At 42.7% G+C, this 17,509-nt stretch carries 14 protein-coding genes, 2 tRNA genes and 1 pseudogene; 7 read left to right on the top strand and 10 right to left on the bottom strand.

The window, feature by feature from the left end; all coding sequences use genetic code 11:
- Positions 1 to 97: 97 nt before the first annotated feature.
- Positions 98 to 1,171: an MBL fold metallo-hydrolase gene (locus tag BCU12_RS21390; protein ID WP_241909891.1), complete on the bottom strand. Its 1,074-nt coding sequence runs from the start codon at positions 1,169 to 1,171 to the stop codon at positions 98 to 100.
- Positions 1,172 to 1,312: 141 nt separating this feature from the next.
- On the opposite strand from BCU12_RS21390, the gene BCU12_RS21385 reads away from it, so the two are divergent.
- Positions 1,313 to 1,930, top strand: a complete 618-nt coding sequence (locus BCU12_RS21385; protein WP_102406547.1) for a TetR/AcrR family transcriptional regulator — start codon at positions 1,313 to 1,315, stop codon at positions 1,928 to 1,930.
- Positions 1,931 to 2,065: 135 nt separating this feature from the next.
- Here the strand turns inward: BCU12_RS21385 and BCU12_RS21380 are convergent.
- Positions 2,066 to 2,156: transfer RNA gene (locus BCU12_RS21380), tRNA-Ser, on the bottom strand.
- A 300-nt stretch (positions 2,157 to 2,456) separates the two neighbouring features.
- Positions 2,457 to 2,547: transfer RNA gene (locus tag BCU12_RS21375), tRNA-Ser, on the bottom strand.
- 414 nt (positions 2,548 to 2,961) lie between these two features.
- Between BCU12_RS21375 and BCU12_RS21370 the strand changes: the two genes are divergently transcribed.
- A complete protein-coding gene (locus BCU12_RS21370; protein ID WP_102406545.1) occupies positions 2,962 to 3,693 on the top strand; it encodes a ParA family protein in 732 nt (243 codons plus the stop codon).
- A 201-nt stretch (positions 3,694 to 3,894) separates the two neighbouring features.
- Here the strand turns inward: BCU12_RS21370 and BCU12_RS21365 are convergent, their stop codons facing one another.
- Together BCU12_RS21365 and BCU12_RS21360 are read right to left on the bottom strand one after the other, a co-directional pair.
- Positions 3,895 to 5,688 (bottom strand): DUF3413 domain-containing protein, encoded by a 1,794-nt coding sequence (locus tag BCU12_RS21365; RefSeq protein WP_102406543.1) that lies wholly within the window; start codon positions 5,686 to 5,688, stop codon positions 3,895 to 3,897.
- Positions 5,689 to 5,712: 24 nt separating this feature from the next.
- On the bottom strand, positions 5,713 to 5,937 hold the full coding sequence (locus BCU12_RS21360; protein WP_102406541.1) for a YejL family protein: 225 nt from the start codon (positions 5,935 to 5,937) through the stop codon (positions 5,713 to 5,715).
- Between the two features lie 85 nt (positions 5,938 to 6,022).
- On the opposite strand from BCU12_RS21360, the gene yejK reads away from it, so the two are divergent.
- The 4 genes from yejK (at position 6,023) to asd (ending at position 11,162) form a co-directional block, all read left to right on the top strand.
- Positions 6,023 to 7,021, top strand: a complete 999-nt coding sequence (yejK, locus tag BCU12_RS21355; RefSeq protein WP_102406539.1) for a nucleoid-associated protein YejK — start codon at positions 6,023 to 6,025, stop codon at positions 7,019 to 7,021.
- A gap of 103 nt (positions 7,022 to 7,124) precedes the next feature.
- Entirely contained in the window at positions 7,125 to 8,516 is a 1,392-nt protein-coding gene (locus tag BCU12_RS21350) for an Hpt domain-containing protein (RefSeq protein WP_102406537.1), read from the top strand.
- 97 nt (positions 8,517 to 8,613) lie between these two features.
- Entirely contained in the window at positions 8,614 to 9,798 is a 1,185-nt protein-coding gene (locus BCU12_RS21345; RefSeq protein WP_102406535.1) for a chemotaxis protein, read from the top strand.
- 245 nt (positions 9,799 to 10,043) lie between these two features.
- A complete protein-coding gene (asd, locus tag BCU12_RS21340; RefSeq protein ID WP_102406533.1) occupies positions 10,044 to 11,162 on the top strand; it encodes an aspartate-semialdehyde dehydrogenase in 1,119 nt (372 codons plus the stop codon).
- Between the two features lie 51 nt (positions 11,163 to 11,213).
- Here the strand turns inward: asd and BCU12_RS21335 are convergent, their stop codons facing one another.
- The 4 genes and pseudogenes from BCU12_RS21335 to BCU12_RS21320 all read right to left on the bottom strand — a co-directional run bounded on the left by BCU12_RS21335 (position 11,214) and on the right by BCU12_RS21320 (position 14,194).
- Complete coding sequence (locus BCU12_RS21335) at positions 11,214 to 11,654, bottom strand: Rrf2 family transcriptional regulator (protein ID WP_102406531.1); 441 nt, start codon at positions 11,652 to 11,654, stop codon at positions 11,214 to 11,216.
- A 216-nt stretch (positions 11,655 to 11,870) separates the two neighbouring features.
- Positions 11,871 to 12,209, bottom strand: a pseudogene (locus BCU12_RS21330) (DUF1971 domain-containing protein).
- A 25-nt stretch (positions 12,210 to 12,234) separates the two neighbouring features.
- A complete protein-coding gene (locus tag BCU12_RS21325; RefSeq protein WP_102406529.1) occupies positions 12,235 to 12,870 on the bottom strand; it encodes an alternative oxidase in 636 nt (211 codons plus the stop codon).
- 478 nt (positions 12,871 to 13,348) lie between these two features.
- The gene (locus BCU12_RS21320; protein ID WP_102406527.1) at positions 13,349 to 14,194 is read right to left on the bottom strand and encodes an ion transporter; all 846 of its coding nucleotides are present in this window, start codon (positions 14,192 to 14,194) and stop codon (positions 13,349 to 13,351) included.
- A 264-nt stretch (positions 14,195 to 14,458) separates the two neighbouring features.
- On the opposite strand from BCU12_RS21320, the gene BCU12_RS21315 reads away from it, so the two are divergent.
- Positions 14,459 to 16,357, top strand: a complete 1,899-nt coding sequence (locus BCU12_RS21315) for a PhoX family phosphatase (protein WP_102406525.1) — start codon at positions 14,459 to 14,461, stop codon at positions 16,355 to 16,357.
- 132 nt (positions 16,358 to 16,489) lie between these two features.
- Here BCU12_RS21315 and BCU12_RS21310 read toward each other — a convergent pair whose 3' ends face one another.
- The gene (locus BCU12_RS21310; RefSeq protein ID WP_102406523.1) at positions 16,490 to 17,128 is read right to left on the bottom strand and encodes a YchE family NAAT transporter; all 639 of its coding nucleotides are present in this window, start codon (positions 17,126 to 17,128) and stop codon (positions 16,490 to 16,492) included.
- Between the last annotated feature and the right edge of the window lie 381 nt (positions 17,129 to 17,509).

The following is a 17,509-nucleotide window of genomic DNA, read 5'->3' as shown; positions in this document are numbered from 1 at the left end:
ATCATTTAATTTATCGGGCGCTTCAACTAATAATCCATGACACCGATTAACGACAGGGTCGAGGAGGTGAAAGTGTCGCCTCAGAGTCGAATGAGGATTAATTGGCTATTATGAATAGTTTCCACCAGTGCTGTGTGTGGAGTGTATCGTTATCATCCAGTAACTCTACGCCTGTTTTTTCGAGCGAATGGTCATCTGTCTCTGCGAGCGTTAAATTAACTTCTTGACCAAAAGTCGGGGTTAAAATGGGTACGTTATACTCCTCCCCAAGTTTAATGATTCGTTCAAACGGTTCATACCAATCATGGAGTGCAAGGTCGAATGTGCCATTGTGTATTGGTAACAAGTAGTGACCTTTAAGATCACGATGTGCTTGCATGGTTTCTTCTGGCATCATATGGATGTCTTTCCATAAAACGTTGTAAGCCCCTGTTTCCATTAAGGTCACGTCAAAAGGTCCATATCGTTCCCCAATTTCTTTAAAACCACTGAAGTACCCCGTGTCTCCACTAAAGAAGATGCTTCTATCATTACTTTTGATTACCCAGCTCGCCCATAGCGTGTGGTTGCGATCGAGTAGGCCTCGGCCAGAGAAGTGCTGTGATGGTGTCGCAACAATTGTAATGCCTTCCACTTGAGTTTTTTGCCACCAGTCTAGTTCAATAACTTTGTTTTTCGGAACGCCCCATTCAATAAGGCGTTGTCCCACTTTAAGCGGAGTGATGAACACGTTGACTTTTTCTTTTAGCGCTTTAATTGCCGCCTTATCTAAGTGGTCATAATGATCGTGGCTGATGATCACCGCATCGATAGTCGGCAAATCAGCGATACTGATTGGACTGTCGTGGAATCGTTTTGGGCCAGCCCACTGAACAGGAGAAGCTCGATCGCTGAAAACTGGGTCAGTCAGTATTAATTGGCCATTCAATCTCATAAGTAGAGTTGAGTGACCGAGTCGATAGAGTGAATCATGGTTTTCTTTCAACTGTTGAGCGGTGATTGGCTCTAGCGGTATTGGCATTTTAGGTGCCGCGGCTTTTCGCTCTGATTTGAAGTAGGCTTTAGCGATCTCCCAAAGGTTCGCAGAATCCGTTTGGTAACGGATTTCAGAGTTAACAAATTTGTCGTTTTCCTGCTCTGACGCCATCAATGCAGATATTGCTACTGTCATAATTATTCCTCCAATCACTAGAACTCTAAGCATTTACATATGCCAAAAAGTAAACTACACAGTGTAGTTTACTTGTAAAAATTGAAAAGTAAACTACTCAGTGTAATATGTGAAAAATCGGATGAGTAGACAGAGTCGACAATGAGTGAACCCAAAAAAACACGAAGTGAGTTAAAACGCGAGGCGATAGTAGAAGCAGCCATAGAAGCCTTTAAAACGGAAGGTGTTAAAGCGACCAGTATGGATAAGCTCGCCAAACTTGCTGAAGTATCGAAGCGAACGGTCTACAACCATTTTAAAACCAAAGAAATATTGGTCATGGAGCTCATTTCTACCCTTTGGAAAAATGCCATGGTAGATATTGATTTTAAATACCGCTCTGATTCACCATTGCAGGAGCAGCTTACTGAATTGCTTATGAAAGAACTGACTTTGCTTTCTTCATCTGAGTATATTGATCTCTCTCGAGTTGCTTTTGGGCACTTCTTTTACGATACCGAAACGTTGCAACAAGAGGTGGCAAAATTCTCTGCACAGGAAACGGCAGTGCATCGGTGGCTACGAGCGGCCATTGATGATAATCGGTTGAAAGAAATAGATATCGACTTTGCCAATGGGCAACTGCATAGCTTGATCAAAGGCGGCGGCTTCTGGCCTCAATTGTTGCAAATGAAGCCAATGCTGAGTGAGGAAGAGATGACGATGATTGCAGAGCAGTCTTCAGCTATGTTTCTTAGTCATTACACCTTAGAGTCTTGACCGATCTAAGGGAGGTGTTAAGGCGCTTTCAAAGGTAATAGGAATCGAGTTTAACCAGCCTAAGCATATCATGTGGGTTGTATGACGGATAAAACGCAAAAAGCCCGCTAATTTCTTAGCGGGCTTTTCTAAATGTGGCGGAGAGATAGGGATTTGAACCCTAGAAGGGCTACAAACCCTTGCCGGTTTTCAAGACCGGTGCTTTCGACCACTCAGCCATCTCTCCGTACGGGGCGCATGATATAGTGGTAGCTTATACGTGTAAACCTATATTTTAGCGAGTTGAGTCTGATTGCCGATAAAGCCATCAAAAAGAGGGATTGCTATACAATTCGTGGAGGATCAATGGAAATCAATCCGGTTTAGTTTGAAAGTCACCAGAATGCTAGGTGATGCGTTGAGTAATTGATGAAGCGTGTGTTTCTGGCTATATCGCTTCTAGATACCCAGTGAAAATTGGCTAGCAGAAATACAGCAGCAAGAAATGCAAAAAGCCTGCTAATTTCTTAGCAGGCTTTTCTGAATGTGGCGGAGAGATAGGGATTTGAACCCTAGAAGGGCTACAAACCCTTGCCGGTTTTCAAGACCGGTGCTTTCGACCACTCAGCCATCTCTCCGTACGAAGCGAATAATATATGGTGAGTAGTTGGATGTAAAGCCCCTACATTATCGACTGCTTTATATTTGTCCATATTTGATGAAAACTGTTAATTTGCACGGCTTGTCATTTGATTTCATTTTTAAATGAACATTCTTTAACTAAGTTATTAGAATAACTTTAATTAGACTGTTCGTTATATTAAGTTTTGTGAATATTTGGCATCGAGATCTTCTTCTTCTCATCAGTGAATATGAATGATGGCAGAGCACTACTAGTATATGAAAGTAAAAGTAGCGATCTGTTAACTTAAAGTAGGTTGCCTATTTTCATGGCGTGATTGTACGCAAGTGAGATTGCGCTAGATGGGTTGCGTTACCGTCACTTTTTGCAACCTTGAAATTGCAGGAATTGACTTGGGGTTTATATTGCAATGAATAGTTTTAAAGAGTTAGTCGGCTATAAAAAACTATATTCAGGCCGAGTTAGCGCTTCGGTGGTGACTAAAAAAGATAAAGTCAGTATTGCACATGCCAAAGCAAAAAGGATTATCTCTCTTAATTTGAAAGGCGGAGTTGGTAAGTCCACCTTTACTGCAGGTTTACTTAGTCAGTTGGCAATGCAAGGCAGTAATGTCGAGTTGATAGATTTTGATCGTCAAGAGTCATCATACAATTGGGCGAAGTCAGTGCCCGAAATTACTTGTCAGACATACAATCCAGCATTGAGGAGCTTTTCCGAAATGGCTTCGACGTTGAAGGTGAATGCAAGTTCTGATTACGTTATTATCGACTCCCCAGCGAATTTTAGTGAGCGAGAACTATTTCGTTACTTAAGGTATGCAGATTACATTGTTATCCCAATGCAGCCATCTCCCATTGATTTACACTCGTCATTACCACTAGTTAGCAATCTCATTGACCATCATTTATATAAAGGCAGAAAAATTAAAGTAGGGTTTGTTTTAAACCGAGTGTATTCACAAGATGATCGATTATTAAACGTTCAAAAGCTCTTAAGCAATTTTAGACAGTTTGAGTTACTTGGAAACATGAGTGAGTCTGCACATTATCAAAAAGCTTTTTATCATAAGAAATTGATAAGTAGTACCACGATAGATACCGTTTTATGGCGCAATACTTTGGCTTGGCTAGAGAACCATTGATGTGTTGTGAGCTGAGAGCTGAATAAGAAATGGTAGAACTTTGAGAATGTGATTGTTGCTAATGAACTGTAGTGCCCATGAGGGTATGACGGAGAATAGAAAACATACCGACATAATACAAAAGGAGCCTATTAGGCTCCATTTTATCTTTCAACTTATCTTTCAACTTATTTTTCAACGTATTGAAATGATAGGCACTAACTAATCATGTTTAACGTAAAAGCGTTGCAGCTCGGTCAGGCCTTGCATTAAGACTGGTAAAGCAGGGCTTTCTTCTTGAAGTCGTTGGTAGTTCGTATCGTATAGCTTGAAGTTACCAAACTTATCAATCACTGTTGTTTGATCTGGTGTAATCAATGCCAGTTCTCTTGAATCACCTGCCAATATCCACTTTCTCTTACGTTCGTTAAAGATATTTCGGCCACTACTGTAATCGGTAGGGTTAGATGATACCCCGAGTAAATCTTGCAGTAACGTAACAGAGACATCGAGATGACTTGAACGGTGAGCATAGGTTGCTGGCAGCTTCCCTGGCCAGTTGATGATCATTGGCACTTGCAACTGGTAACGGCTGTAGTTGGTACTTGCGCCCCAAGTATTGCTGTTGGTTTCGTTAAACTCAGTGCCATGATTGGAAGTGATGACAACGATAGTATTATTGCTTAGTTTCAATTCATCGAGCTTGCCAAAGAGGGTCGCCAGTTCATTATCAACTTGCTGTACTGAAGATTGGTAACTTTTCTTGAACGCTTCTTTTGCTGTGCCTTCTGCATCTGAGAAAGCAAAGTTATCGACGGTGGTGAGTTCAATAAAACCAAACCAAGGACTCTTGGCGCTTTCAGCCCATTTCCCCCAAGCTTCTATGGCTTGGCTATCGGAAGTCTTTGTTGTATCAAAAGCGACACCAGTGAAAGCCATGCCTCTGAAAACGGTCTCCGCGTAGAGATCATCGTCAAAGTTATCACCACTAAATAAGCCAAAGTTATATTTCTTATCAGCCAATGTACTCATCAACACAGGTAAGCTAGCTTGCGCCTTAATGCTGGCGGCGTAGCTACTTGGCAGCCCGTATAGAAGACCGAAAATGCCGTGCATGTTATTACTTGAACTGTAATGGTTAGTGAAGTTCAATGCGTTCGATGCGTACTCGGTCGTCACTGGCATTGCGATTGAATTCAAAGCATCGCTTCTTAAGCTGTTAACACTCACCATCAATATGTTGAGGTTATTTGCTCTGCGGTCAAAACGAAGTGGTTCATAGGGGTAGCGAACGAGATCACTGCTGTGTTCGCTTTCCGCTAAACGCTTTAGGTAGTCATCTTTGTCCAGCAATCCGTGTTTTTCCATGAACGACTTCGCGGTCATTGGATAAGAAAGCGGGAAGTTTGCTTTCTGAGACGTCACTGGGTTATAGAAAAAGGCATCCGACCAAACATAGATCAGGTGGCTTGCAATGAAGCTAACAAAGAAGATTGCCGTAATAGGGCGACCAATATGCTTATGGGAGAGTTTACGTTGTTTGCGCCACACCCACTCGGAGAGCCCAAGTTGGAGTAAGAATATCGCGGGTAAAACAATGAATAGCTGTTGTAAGCCGGCACCCGCCTCTTGATTTTCATCACTAAAGAGCAATTCCCATACGACTGGTGTTAAGTGCAGATTAATGGTTTGGTAGGCTTGGGTATCAATCAGTAAGATCGTTAGCCCGGCCGTTCCAAAACAGACGGCTATGAGTCGAAAGAGTTTTCGTGATGGGATAACAAATGTTAACGGGAACAAAACGAGCAAATAGAGCGCAAAGACTAAAAAGCCAAAGTGCCCAACCCATGAAGCGGCAAGATAAAATTGACCGAGTAGGGTTTCAGGCCAAGGTGACTGAGTTATATAGCGAGTACCAATCAGCATTGCTGCGATGATATTGAAGAAGGCAAACCAGTGCCCCCATCCCACTAGACGAGAGACTCGCTCACTATATGTATTTCCGCTATCTACCATTAGTTGTTTTGCAGCCCGTTATGATTAATGTGTTTGTTCTTCAATAGAAGAAATCAACGCTTGAGCAAATTTTTCAGCAATTGCTTTGCGTTGTGAAGCAGCAACGTTTTGATTTAAGACATTGGTTGCGATATTTCCCGCGATCATTAACGAAAGCTCAGGAGTCGCGCCATTTTTTTCCAAGATTGCTGCAACTTCCGCTAGGATGTTTTCAACTTGGTCGTCACTGTATTTCGATGTAATAGGCATAAAGACTCTATAGATGATAGTAAAAGCGGCTTATGATAACCTACAATGCCTAACAACTGAAACCTAGAACGACGATATTTTCACTATGAGCCTTCAACTATCCAACGTCATTTTACACCAACTTTCTAAAAACGATCAGGATGAACTGATTGTCAATTTCCGCTCTCATTCGTTAGAAAATGATGGCTCTGCTGAACACCTTGTCGCCGAATTACATCGCGTATTTAATGCGAAGGCTGGCAAGGGCTTTGGTTCTTTTAAGTCTGACAGCGAATTTCAGATGTGGTTGCAAGAACTTCGCCAAGGTGAGAAGAATTTTTATGATTTCTCACAACTTAGTGCAAATAGACTGAAACAAGAGCTTGGTAAGTACCCGTTTGCCGATGAAGGGATCTTAGTTATCGCTGAATATCAGTCGTTAGCGACGGATTACCTGTTTGTGGCTTTATTACCGTCATTTCAAAGCCTTAAGGTAACAGAAGGGTTAGACATTAGCGCGACTGATTACCTTGATATTAGTAAGATGGATATTGTTGCTCGTATTGACTTATCAAGTTACGAAACAGACAAAGAATCAAACCGTTACTTAGCGTACATCAAAGGGCGTGTCGGCCGTAAAGTGGCAGATTTTTTCCTCGACTTCCTTCAGGCGGAAGTCGGATTGGATACAAAACAGCAAAATCAGGTATTGATGCAGGCTGTGCAGGATTTCTGCAGTGACTCGAAGTTAGAGAAAGAAGACGCGACCAATTACAAGAAGCAAGTATACGACTACTGCAATGAAACGCTTAAGTCAGGTGAAGAGGTTCAGGTACGCGAATTGTCTGGTGAACTTCCTCAAAGCGAAAATGGTACGAGCTTCCTCGATTATACGAAGGAGCAAGGGTATGAACTTGAAGAGAGCTTCCCTGCTGACCGCACAACGATGAGAAAACTGACTAAGTATGTCGGCGCGGGAGGTGGACTGAATGTCAGCTTCGATAGCCTCCTATTAGGAGAGCGCATTTTCTATGATCCGGAAACCGATACATTGACTATCAAGGGCACGCCACCAAATTTGCGTGACCAATTAACAAGAAATTAGTGATGAGAGAGGGCTTTTGCTCTCTCTTTTTTTATTTATTGCCAAAGGTGTAATAATCTATAGTTAGACAGTGTTATTGCATGGAAAAGAATAGGTTATCTATATGTCGAAGGAATCGATGAAAACCAAACAGAAGCAAGTGACGATCATAGTCGGTATATGGCTGGCTGTGATTCTCTTCGTCGCTATGCTAACCCGAGCCAATTTGGGTAACCTATCAAATGTTGAAGAACTGGGTAACAGCCTTGAAGAGCTGAAAAGTACGCTTTACTTTGATACTCAATATCGAGTTAACCATGTCGATAGTCTCTCTTTGAAAATTCAACTTATCTATTCACTCAGACTTCAATTAGAAACTAGCTACGAAACAGGTTACTTTCAGCCCGACATTAGCCAACTCATTTTTACGACAGACCGATTTATCGAGTTAGTGAAACAATTCAATAATACGGAAGTAGAAGTGAAAGAGTTGGTCGATAAGTTACACATGATTCGAGATAGCTATGAAGAACAGCCAGAGATACAAGCGTTGTATTATCAACTCAGCGCCCGTGTTTTTGAGGCCATGTTTAGCGACTCGACTTCTAGCCCAGAAATATACCGTTCACTTGATTCTCTATTTATACAATCACAGTCCATGCCTGCGGAAGATGGAGAAAAGCTACAACAGTCTTTGGCGCAGACATCATCGGTACTCGGTGCGTACGCGAAGGGTAACTATCTAGTCGAGAAGTTATTGAATCATCCATTGAGCATCATTCAGTCTGATCTCAAGAGCCAATATGACGCGCTCATTCAGCGCTATTACATCATGGCTATTTTAGTCAGTGCGTTGGCTATGTTCTGCTTATCTTGGATTATCCTAAGACAATCGCTATTTTCATTTTCAGCACATGATGGTGAGCAATCAACCTCTGATTCAACGACCGAACAACGGAAAGAGAAAAAGGTGGAAGAAGAGAGCCGAGCCATTGCCCCTGCTGTAGGCGCTCATGCATCGGCGCCTGCCGTACCTGAGCCGATAGCTCAATCGATTGTAGACTCTGAAGTACCGTCGCCTATTCCTAGTTACCAGAAACAGGCACAACCTGAAACAGTCATTACGCCTAGTGAAAAAGAAGCAGAAGAGTTCGATGAGAGTCGTTTGGAGGATGAGGCATCAGAAGTAGACATAAATTACATGCTGCAATCGCTTAATGACGATAACGAGTCCGTATTGATCTTGCTCGATGTGTTTATCCAAGACCATGAAAATGATGCGATACAACTCCCTTCGCTTCTTGAATCTGACGCAGAGCATGCCATGAGGAAAGCGCATAGTCTCAAGGGGGTTTCTGCAAATTTAGGGGCAATACCACTAAAAGAAATTGCAACACAAGTAGAGTTGGACATTAAAAATGGCGCACAGGTCAGTGAGCAGAAACTGCAAACCTTAGTGCTCAGGTTGTCTTCTACAATCGAAAGTGCGAAGCGTTATATTGAAAGTCAAAAATAATACTTGGATGCAGCTCTCTATTTGTGAAGTATTGATAATTCTCTGACTTTTCAATCTCATAATCTCTGCGGTTAAAAAGGTAGTGTTTGAGGTTTTTATGTTGATTCGAAATGCAAATCGATGGATTGCTGTCGCTCTGGTACTTATTCTAAATGGATGCTCATTACTTGAGCTAAAGCTAGAGAGTCAAAGCTCGCCTCTTACTACGCAAGAATTGAATATGCGATTGCTGACCCGAGAATATGCTCAGCAGTTCTTCTCGCAGGTAGAAAGCGCCGCTGATACCGTTTCACACCAATATCCCACCGATGACATTGTTACACAGTCTGAGTTACTTCTATGGAAGATAAACGCCAATGAAGGGATGCAGGCGGCCGCTTACCAAGTTTCTCCAATGGCCGCCTTGATTGATACCTGGGTGTTTACGTACCAAATGAATGACTACCTTGTCAGTGAGGGCAGTGCCTCTTCATTTAAGACAGAACAAGTCTTTCTTGTTTCAAAGCAGCTTTCTAGCGAAATAGAAAACTTAGCAAAGGTGGTTTTAAAATCCAGTGCGTACCAAGAGACCCAATTCTTTGTTCGTGGTTTTGCTGCGCGGCACCCATTCACAGATCTTTCCTTTACGCGCTTTCCCGCTTATCGAGCATGGCTAGAAGCGAATAATATCGATGCTTCAGAGGCGATAACCAGCTTAGGTACGATGCCAGAGGCTTTGGCTGATGTGTCGGACAAGTTGAGTTTAGTCTCTGAACAAACTCCCAAAGTAATGACGTGGAAAGCACAACTGATTGCTTTAAACAGCAGTATCAGCGCACAGCAGCTCACCGATACATTACAAAGTTTCCAAGCCAGCTCACGTTCATTTCAAGAGTTTGTCGAAAACAACCCTGAATATATGCGCAATTTGGCTGAACTGATGGCCATTGAGTTGCAGCCGCTTGTTAACGATATTGATAACAAAGCGGAAGCGAAGCTTGGACAACTCAGTATTGAGCGTAAAGCGATAGAAAAGATGGTTGAGAAAGTGCGAATAGAGCTGATTGCAATGATTGAAAGAGAACGAAACGCCATCGCGGATATTGTCGCGAGTGAGCGAGAACAATTTGCTCTGGATTTAAACGCAGTCTCCCAAGATGTCGTGAATGTCGCGATTGAGAAAATTGTCGAACTCATGAAAAGCTTCATCGTTTATTTTATCGTCTTTATCATTGTGATCTTTTTTGCGCCACTTGGTTTAGGCTATTTCCTTGGTAGGCGTTCTAGCCAAACTAAACCTTGATGGGGGAATAACAACCGGCTTATTTCTTTCTGGCTAATGGGGGCATTGTTACGCTTTCAATATGAAAATGCAGTTCAAAACGGGGTACCAAAATCACTGACATTTTGGACTTCTAGCCTTCTAAGGTGAATTTTCAACGTTTAATGTAGAAAATTGTAACTTTTATCAATTATTGCTTGAGTTCTCTGGCTGAAAATCTTATAGATGGGGTATATCCATTTTTAAAATACACGGAGAGTTTTGTGATGAGAGTCGGTTTAGTTGGTTGGCGTGGTATGGTTGGTTCCGTATTGATGCAGCGTATGGTTGAAGAAAAGGATTTTGACCTAATAGAACCTGTTTTTTACAGCACGTCACAAGTTGGTATTCCAGCACCTAAACTAGGTAAAAATGACGCTGGTATGCTGCAAGATGCGTTTGATATTGAAAGCTTAAAACAGCTCGACGCAGTGATTACTTGTCAAGGCGGTGATTACACATCAAAAGTATACCCAGCACTGCGTCAAGCAGGTTGGAAAGGTTACTGGATTGATGCTGCGTCTACTTTACGTATGGACGCTGATTCAATCATTACTCTTGACCCAGTTAACTTGGCTCAAATCCAGCAAGGTATCCACGGTGGAACAAATACTTTCGTTGGTGGTAACTGTACGGTGAGCTTAATGCTTATGGCGCTAGGCGGCCTATATGAGAAAGGCATGGTCGAGTGGATGAGCGCGATGACTTATCAAGCGGCTTCTGGTGCGGGTGCGAAAAACATGCGTGAGCTGATCTCACAAATGGGTGTGATCAACGACAGCGTTAGTTCTGAGCTCGCTAACCCTTCAAGCTCTATTCTTGATATTGATAAGAAAGTTGCAGATACCATTCGTTCATCTTCATTCCCTACGGATCAATTCGGTGCTCCACTTGCAGGCTCACTGATTCCTTGGATAGATGTGAAGCGTGAAAACGGTCAGAGCAAAGAAGAGTGGAAAGCGGGTGTAGAAGCGAACAAGATCCTTGGTCTAGACGGTCAGCCAATCCCTATTGATGGTACTTGTGTTCGAATCGGTGCAATGCGTTGTCACGCTCAAGCACTAACGATTAAGCTTAAGCAAGATGTGCCGATGGACGAGATTGAAGAGATCATCGCGACGCACAATGATTGGGTTAAAGTGATTCCTAACGATCGTGATATTACAGCGCAAGAGCTAACACCAGCGAAAGTAACAGGCACAATGTCTGTACCAGTGGGTCGTTTACGTAAGATGTCTATGGGTAATGACTTCCTGAACGCGTTCACTGTGGGTGACCAATTACTTTGGGGTGCCGCTGAACCTCTGCGTCGTACTTTGCGCATCATTTTAGCTGAGAAAGCATAACGCTAATGTGTTGAAAAGAGTTTACGAAGAAGCGCCTTAGGGCGCTTTTTTTTATTCGGTCAATTGCAGCAATTGAATCAATTCTGGGCCTTGCTCATTTTGGACAAGATCGGCCAGTGTATACTCTTCCAATTTAGTGAAGAACTCTTGAAGCGCCTCAGCAAGAATCTGCTTGAGTTTGCAGGCGGGTGTGATTGAACAAGTGTTTTTACTGGACATACATTCGACTAAGTTGAGGTCTTGTTCTATGTCTCGCACCAGCTTACCTATATTAATACTGCTTGCTGGTCCGTTTAATCGTAAGCCTCCATTTTTTCCTCGAGTCGCAATGATGTAACCTTGGTTGTTTAGCTGCTGTACGACTTTCATCAAATGATTCTTCGAAATTTGGTATCGTTCTGCGATTTCACCAATCGTCGATTGTTTGTCACCCTTCATAGCTAAAAATATCAGTACGCGGATAGAGTAATCGGTATAGCGAGTAATTTTCATTTGTTTAACCTACGTCTGCGTACTAAAAAATCTAATTTCTTCAACATGAATCTGTATCTAATGGTTGGTTTTTGGCTAAGTCTATGCAGAGTTGTAAACGGCGGAGATAAAGCGAGTAAGTGTCAGAACGTCTTCAGACTATTCTTACTCGCCAGTGATTTAGCACCGAGTATTCAGTCGGTTTACATGTTATCGATCACGTAGAGTGATTATCGCCTAGCTATCACGTTCACTGAGGTGCTCTTTTGCGATGGTGCTTTCTTCATCGGCATAAAATCTAACTTGGAACTCACAGTCATCGGTTAAAAACTCGACTTTATGCCAGTATTGAGGTGGGCTAACCGCGTGCTCGCCAGCATTGATCAAGATTTCACTCTCCAGCTCGCCTTTTTAATCAGCAAAACCAAAAAACTTTAATGTTCCTTGTAGTACACAAATTTTTCCATAAACCCCTGCTCTCGTATTATGACGATGGATGAACATTTTAGGTACATTATTTTTAGTGAATGTCGAAGTGGATTTATAATTTACAAAATTGTTAGGGATGGTAGCCATAGTATTTTCCTCAAATGTTCATTGCTTAAAGTTGATGTTCAGGAAGATCTTTCTGCTGGTAAGCATCGGCAAAACCGTGGTTTTTGTCTCGGTGCTTCGCTTCATCTTCTCGAACTCTCAATATGACATCTCGGAGTAAAGAGTTCTGAGGTAGCTGGTAATAATCAATCGCGATTTGTGGCGCCGCAACATTTTCAATCTCGCCACTGTCTATTTTCTCTAAGTATTCGGTGTAACTTTTACAGGCTTCCTCTTCAAAATAGCCAACGACACGATGTGCAATTTTTGAAGATAGAAGATAAATGAAGCTATACACAACAATAAAAGTCCCTTGCCCAGCGAGTACGAGGAAGCGTTCAACCCAGCTCGGTTTTGCTATGTCTAAAAAAATCATCAAATGCATGCGTTCGTTCTCTGCTTCATCTAACAGCTCTCTGATCCAACCTTGATCGTCTTTCATTCGTCGTAGTGCTTTAAGGTGATTGAACATACCGGCAACCATTCCAGGAACTGCTGCGATAGTTTCTAAGATAACCGCGCGTTTCGCGTATTTTTTCCCATAAAAAACGTTCAACGTCAGTTTAAGAATTTGCGTAATTCGATAAGCAATACGTTCGGAAAAACAAGAGGCTTTTTTATGCGTTAAGTTGAATTCTTTCATTTCGGGTCTCACTTAGTGCTGTAAAGATGTATTTAAAATACACCTTAAGGCGGGTTATAACAAGTATTTTAAATGCATCTTATTAGGGGCGGGTTTTTATGGATGTAAATGAATGAGATGTGATTGGATGGCGACCTTGATTATTAGGGTTATCGAGTATGTAAAAGTGTGCTGTAAATGGAATTCTGAGGCCGTCGAGTAATGCAAGCGGTTTTATTTTCTTAGTAAAAACTAACATCGAGACACGCTGTTTATGCCTATCAGTCGTCTCTGTAGAGGCTTATAGTTATGACGCCCAAAGCATTTTTTTGTATAGGGTGTTTTGGGAGGGAAGGGGAATAACTCAGAGATGGCGCAGAACGTTATCTATTTTGTTGCTAGAGAAGTCAGAGAAGTCTTAGGCTATTTCTTGGTGGCCCGCTGATTAATGGCTGACTTAAAAAGCGCCGTGATTGGCGCTTTTTTATAGTTTGATGATTTACTCTCTTTCCACGGGGACGACTCGTTCTTCCGGCTCTGCTAGCTCACTACCACAGAATTTGCAGTGGATAGCGTCGCTCTCATGGCCGGTTTTCATGCAGTTTGGGCATTTGACCAAGGTCTTATGCGAATTCATTTCTTGGTTCAGTTCGGCGGTAATAATGCCGGTAGGGACTGCCAATATCGAATAGCCTAATAACATGGTGATAGAGGCAACGGCCTTGCCAATCGAAGTTTGTGGCACAAGATCGCCATAGCCTACCGTCGTGATCGTCACAATGGCCCAATAGATACTTTGCGGAATTGAAGTAAAGCCATTTTCCGGCCCTTCAATAACGTAAATAACCGAACCTAAGATGATGACCAAAATCCCCACAGTGCTGAAAAAGATAAAAATCTTTCGTTTCGCCATGAGTAACGATCTTAGAAGAATATTCGAGTCTTGTAGGTATCGGACTAATTTAAGTATACGGAAGATTCTCATCACCCTGAGCATTCGGATGACGCCAATATAAGAAGCCGCCGGGAAGAAAAAGGCGAGGTAGGTTGGCAAAATGGCAAGTAAATCAACGACGCCATAAAAGCTGGTCGCATAAGCGCTGGGTTTCGGTGAGCAGTAGAGCCGCAGTAGATATTCAATGGTGAATAAAACAGTGAAACTGAACTCAAGGTAAAGGAATAGGTCTGCCCATCGAGCATTCAACGCGGGAATAGAATCTAAAACGAGCACAATTAGAGAGGCAATGATGGCAATGATCAAACCTATATCAAAGGCTCGCCCTGCCGGAGTGTGGGTTCCAAAAATGATAATGTACAAGTGGTGTTTAAGAGACTGTCTTGGCATGTTTAACGACCTTTACTATTGACGTTTTATCATAGCAGATTAGTAAGTAGCGCCAATCCTATTACCAATAGCTCCCAAGTATTTAGGTGTATTTCAAAGCTTTCGTCTACTCTAACTATCAAATTCTATCCAAAGCCTATATCTGAACTAACACAGTATCATCAAATTATTGTAACGAATATGTAACCTCATTACCTCACGATTGGTTCCTAAAATACAAGCAGGCTAGATGAAAACTAGCGAAAAACGATAAAGGAAGTCACCGTGAAGCATCTCGACCACAACCACGATCAGCGACCGCTCGATCAAGAACCAGAGTTTAATAAATTCATTGACGCTGCCATTTCTCGTCGTCAATTTCTTCGAACGACAGGGGCCGCCGGAACGGTAGGTTTCTTTGCCGCGAGCCCGATTAGTCAAGCCATCGCAAAGGCGTCATCTGTGAATACGGACTTGCTTGGTTTTGACGCGATTCCAATCTCTGTTGCCGATACGATAGAAGTGCCCGATGGATATCAAGCCGAGTCTCTGATTTCTTGGGGGGACGCAATCATCAAGGGTGCCCCAGCATTCGATCAAAAAAACGATTCCAACGCTCAGGAAATGCAGTTTGGTGATAACAATGATGGAATGACCTTTTTCCTTCTTTCAGATTCTCGCGCTGTTCTAGTGGCCAACAATGAATACACGAATAATGAGTATTTGTATGAACATCAAGGTAAATCCATCACTGAGGACGACGTTCGTAAGGCACAAGCCGCGCATGGCGTCTCAGTGGTTGAGCTAGAAAACAGCACTGGTAAATGGAAGGTCAATTTAGAAGGGCGGCTGAATCGTCGAATCACCGCTTTTACTGAGATGGAAATGACAGGCATTGCTGCTGGTCATGACTTACTCAAAACGAAAGCTGACGCTTCAGGTACGCGCATTCTGGGCACGTTCAACAACTGTGCGAATGGAGAAACCCCATGGGGTACCTACCTGACCTGTGAAGAAAATTTCAATGGTTACTTCGCCAACACGGCAGGTGGGAAACTTGCGGATACTTACGCCCGATATGGACTCAAAGACGATGATTGGGGCTATGACTGGTACAAACACGACAAGCGTTTTGACATAGGTGAAGAGCCGAACGAAGCGCACCGTCATGGCTGGGTTGTTGAGATCGATCCAATGAACCCGACATCAACGCCGAAGAAACGCAGCGCCCTGGGCCGTTTTAAGCATGAAAACGCGGCATTAATAGTCAATGATGATGGGCATGTCGTTGTGTACTTGGGTGATGATGAACGTGGAGAGCATCTGTACAAATTTGTATCCCAAAATAAATTTGTCAAAGGCGCAGAATCAAACCGTGACCTATTAGAAGAGGGCACTCTATACGTTGCCAAATTTGAAGGCACAGAAGGTAACCTGAACGGCAAGGGAGAATGGCTTGAACTGACTTGGGGTAAAAACGGTTTAACGCCGGAAAATGGCTTTCCTGATGCGGCTTCAGTTATGATTTATGCCCGCCTTGCGGCTACTCAGGTAGGGGCAACAACAATGGATCGCCCTGAATGGGTTGCTGTTCACCCTGATAATCAATCGGTGTTTTGTACACTAACCAACAATAAGTACCGTGGTGTGAAAGAGTCACAGCCTATCAATGCCACAAACCCTCGCGAAAAAAATCCGTATGGGCACATTATTCGTTGGACGCCTAGCAAAGGGAACCATACGAGTGCATCGTTTGACTGGGATGTTTATGTACTGGCGGGCAATCCAGAGGTGCATGAGTCAGGCTTAATGTCTGGAACGGACAACATACATAAAGACAATATGTTTAATAGCCCTGACGGGATCGGGTTTGATAAAGCAGGCCGCCTTTGGATACAAACTGATGGAAAGTATTCGAATAAAGGGGACTTTGCAGGGATGGGCAACAATCAAATGTTGTGCAGCGATCCAGCAACAGGAGAGATACGTCGATTCCTCACGGGGCCAATTGCGTGTGAAGTCACTGGTTTAACGTTCTCACCAGACTATAAAACGATGTTTGTTGGCATTCAGCATCCGGGTGAGGATCTGGCGCCTTCTCACTTCCCAGATGGTGGAGAGAGTATTCCAAGATCAACCGTCATTATGGTTACGCGTAAAGATGGTGGTGTAATTGGCGCGTAGAAAGAGTAAAGCCACTACCGTTGATTTGATAAAGGTTTAGCTCAAAAAGCTCGGATGGTGTCCGAGCTTTTTACTATTCCATTAAGCCAATGTGATGGCTTAAGTTTCAATTCCAGCTGAGCTGGATTAACACTAGGCGAGACCGGGAAAAAGATTACGCAAACCATTGGCAATAAACTCTATGCCCAACGCACCAAGAATAAGGCCCATGATACGCGTAATGACATTTATCCCCGTTTGCCCAAGGAAGCGAACAATTAATGGAGCGGAACGAAAGAGCAACCATGAGCAAAAACAGAACAAAACAATCGTGACGATGATGCCAACGGTGTCTAATGCTGTTGGGTATCGCGCACCATAAACAATGGTTGAACTGATGGCACCGGGGCCAGCCATCAATGGCATGGCAAGTGGTACAACACCGATTTGCTCTTTGCTCGCATATTCAGATTTTTCTTGTTTGTTCTGTTTATCCTCACCGAGTTTACCGCTCATCATTGAAAACGCGATACTCAGAAGGAGAAGCCCGCCAGCCACTCTAAAAGAGTCTAGCGAGATGCTGAACATATCGAGTAACACCTGGCCAGCCAAAAGCGAAACAACGAGGATCATTGCAACCGCAAAATTGGCGGTTGTCGCGGTTTTGTTTTTTTCTTCAAGCGTCATGTGCCCTGTTAAAGAAACAAAGATAGGCATAATGCCAACGGGGTTAACCGCAGCAACGAGACCGAGAAAAAACTGTAAAAATATTGCAAATTCAAATGAGGTCATGGTTGTTACTCACAGCGAAATAATATGGCCAGAAATTTTGCCGCGATTCTAGGTTAAATTGAGTTTCTGTACGAGGAATTTTGAGGGAAAAAGTATGAATTATTTTGAGAGTGACGGGCTAAGAATTCTAATCTGAATTTACGTGTGCATTTGAATCGAAAATCACGTGCTAGAAAGTTAAATCGCGAAGCGAAGAAATGGGGCTATTCCCACATTTATGACAATTATCGCGAACATTTTTGTCACATAACTCTCAAAAAAGTATAAGCTCGTAGCACGAAAAAATTTCCCTTATGTGTGCTTTTTTATGAAAAAGTGAAATTTTTTTACAGTTTTTTGAAAGTTATTAATTTTTATTTTTCTGTTTGCTTGATTTTTAAT

The sequence above is a fragment of the Vibrio sp. 10N.261.55.A7 genome, assembly GCF_002877365.1.
Taxonomy (GTDB): Bacteria; Pseudomonadota; Gammaproteobacteria; order Enterobacterales; family Vibrionaceae; genus Vibrio.
The sequence above is the reverse complement of the archived record's forward strand: the minus strand, read 5'-3'. Positions and strand labels throughout refer to the sequence as shown.

Bases quoted from the DNA above. Each gene is read 5' to 3' on its own strand.
- BCU12_RS21390 (WP_241909891.1), bottom strand. From the start codon at position 1,171: ATGACAGTAGCAATATCTGCATTGATGGCGTCAGAGCAGGAAAACGAC.
- BCU12_RS21385 (WP_102406547.1), top strand. From the start codon at position 1,313: ATGAGTGAACCCAAAAAAACACGAAGTGAGTTAAAACGCGAGGCGATA.
- BCU12_RS21370 (WP_102406545.1), top strand. From the start codon at position 2,962: ATGAATAGTTTTAAAGAGTTAGTCGGCTATAAAAAACTATATTCAGGC.
- BCU12_RS21365 (WP_102406543.1), bottom strand. From the start codon at position 5,688: ATGGTAGATAGCGGAAATACATATAGTGAGCGAGTCTCTCGTCTAGTG.
- BCU12_RS21360 (WP_102406541.1), bottom strand. From the start codon at position 5,937: ATGCCTATTACATCGAAATACAGTGACGACCAAGTTGAAAACATCCTA.
- yejK (WP_102406539.1), top strand. From the start codon at position 6,023: ATGAGCCTTCAACTATCCAACGTCATTTTACACCAACTTTCTAAAAAC.
- BCU12_RS21350 (WP_102406537.1), top strand. From the start codon at position 7,125: ATGTCGAAGGAATCGATGAAAACCAAACAGAAGCAAGTGACGATCATA.
- BCU12_RS21345 (WP_102406535.1), top strand. From the start codon at position 8,614: ATGTTGATTCGAAATGCAAATCGATGGATTGCTGTCGCTCTGGTACTT.
- asd (WP_102406533.1), top strand. From the start codon at position 10,044: ATGAGAGTCGGTTTAGTTGGTTGGCGTGGTATGGTTGGTTCCGTATTG.
- BCU12_RS21335 (WP_102406531.1), bottom strand. From the start codon at position 11,654: ATGAAAATTACTCGCTATACCGATTACTCTATCCGCGTACTGATATTT.
- BCU12_RS21325 (WP_102406529.1), bottom strand. From the start codon at position 12,870: ATGAAAGAATTCAACTTAACGCATAAAAAAGCCTCTTGTTTTTCCGAA.
- BCU12_RS21320 (WP_102406527.1), bottom strand. From the start codon at position 14,194: ATGCCAAGACAGTCTCTTAAACACCACTTGTACATTATCATTTTTGGA.
- BCU12_RS21310 (WP_102406523.1), bottom strand. From the start codon at position 17,128: ATGACCTCATTTGAATTTGCAATATTTTTACAGTTTTTTCTCGGTCTC.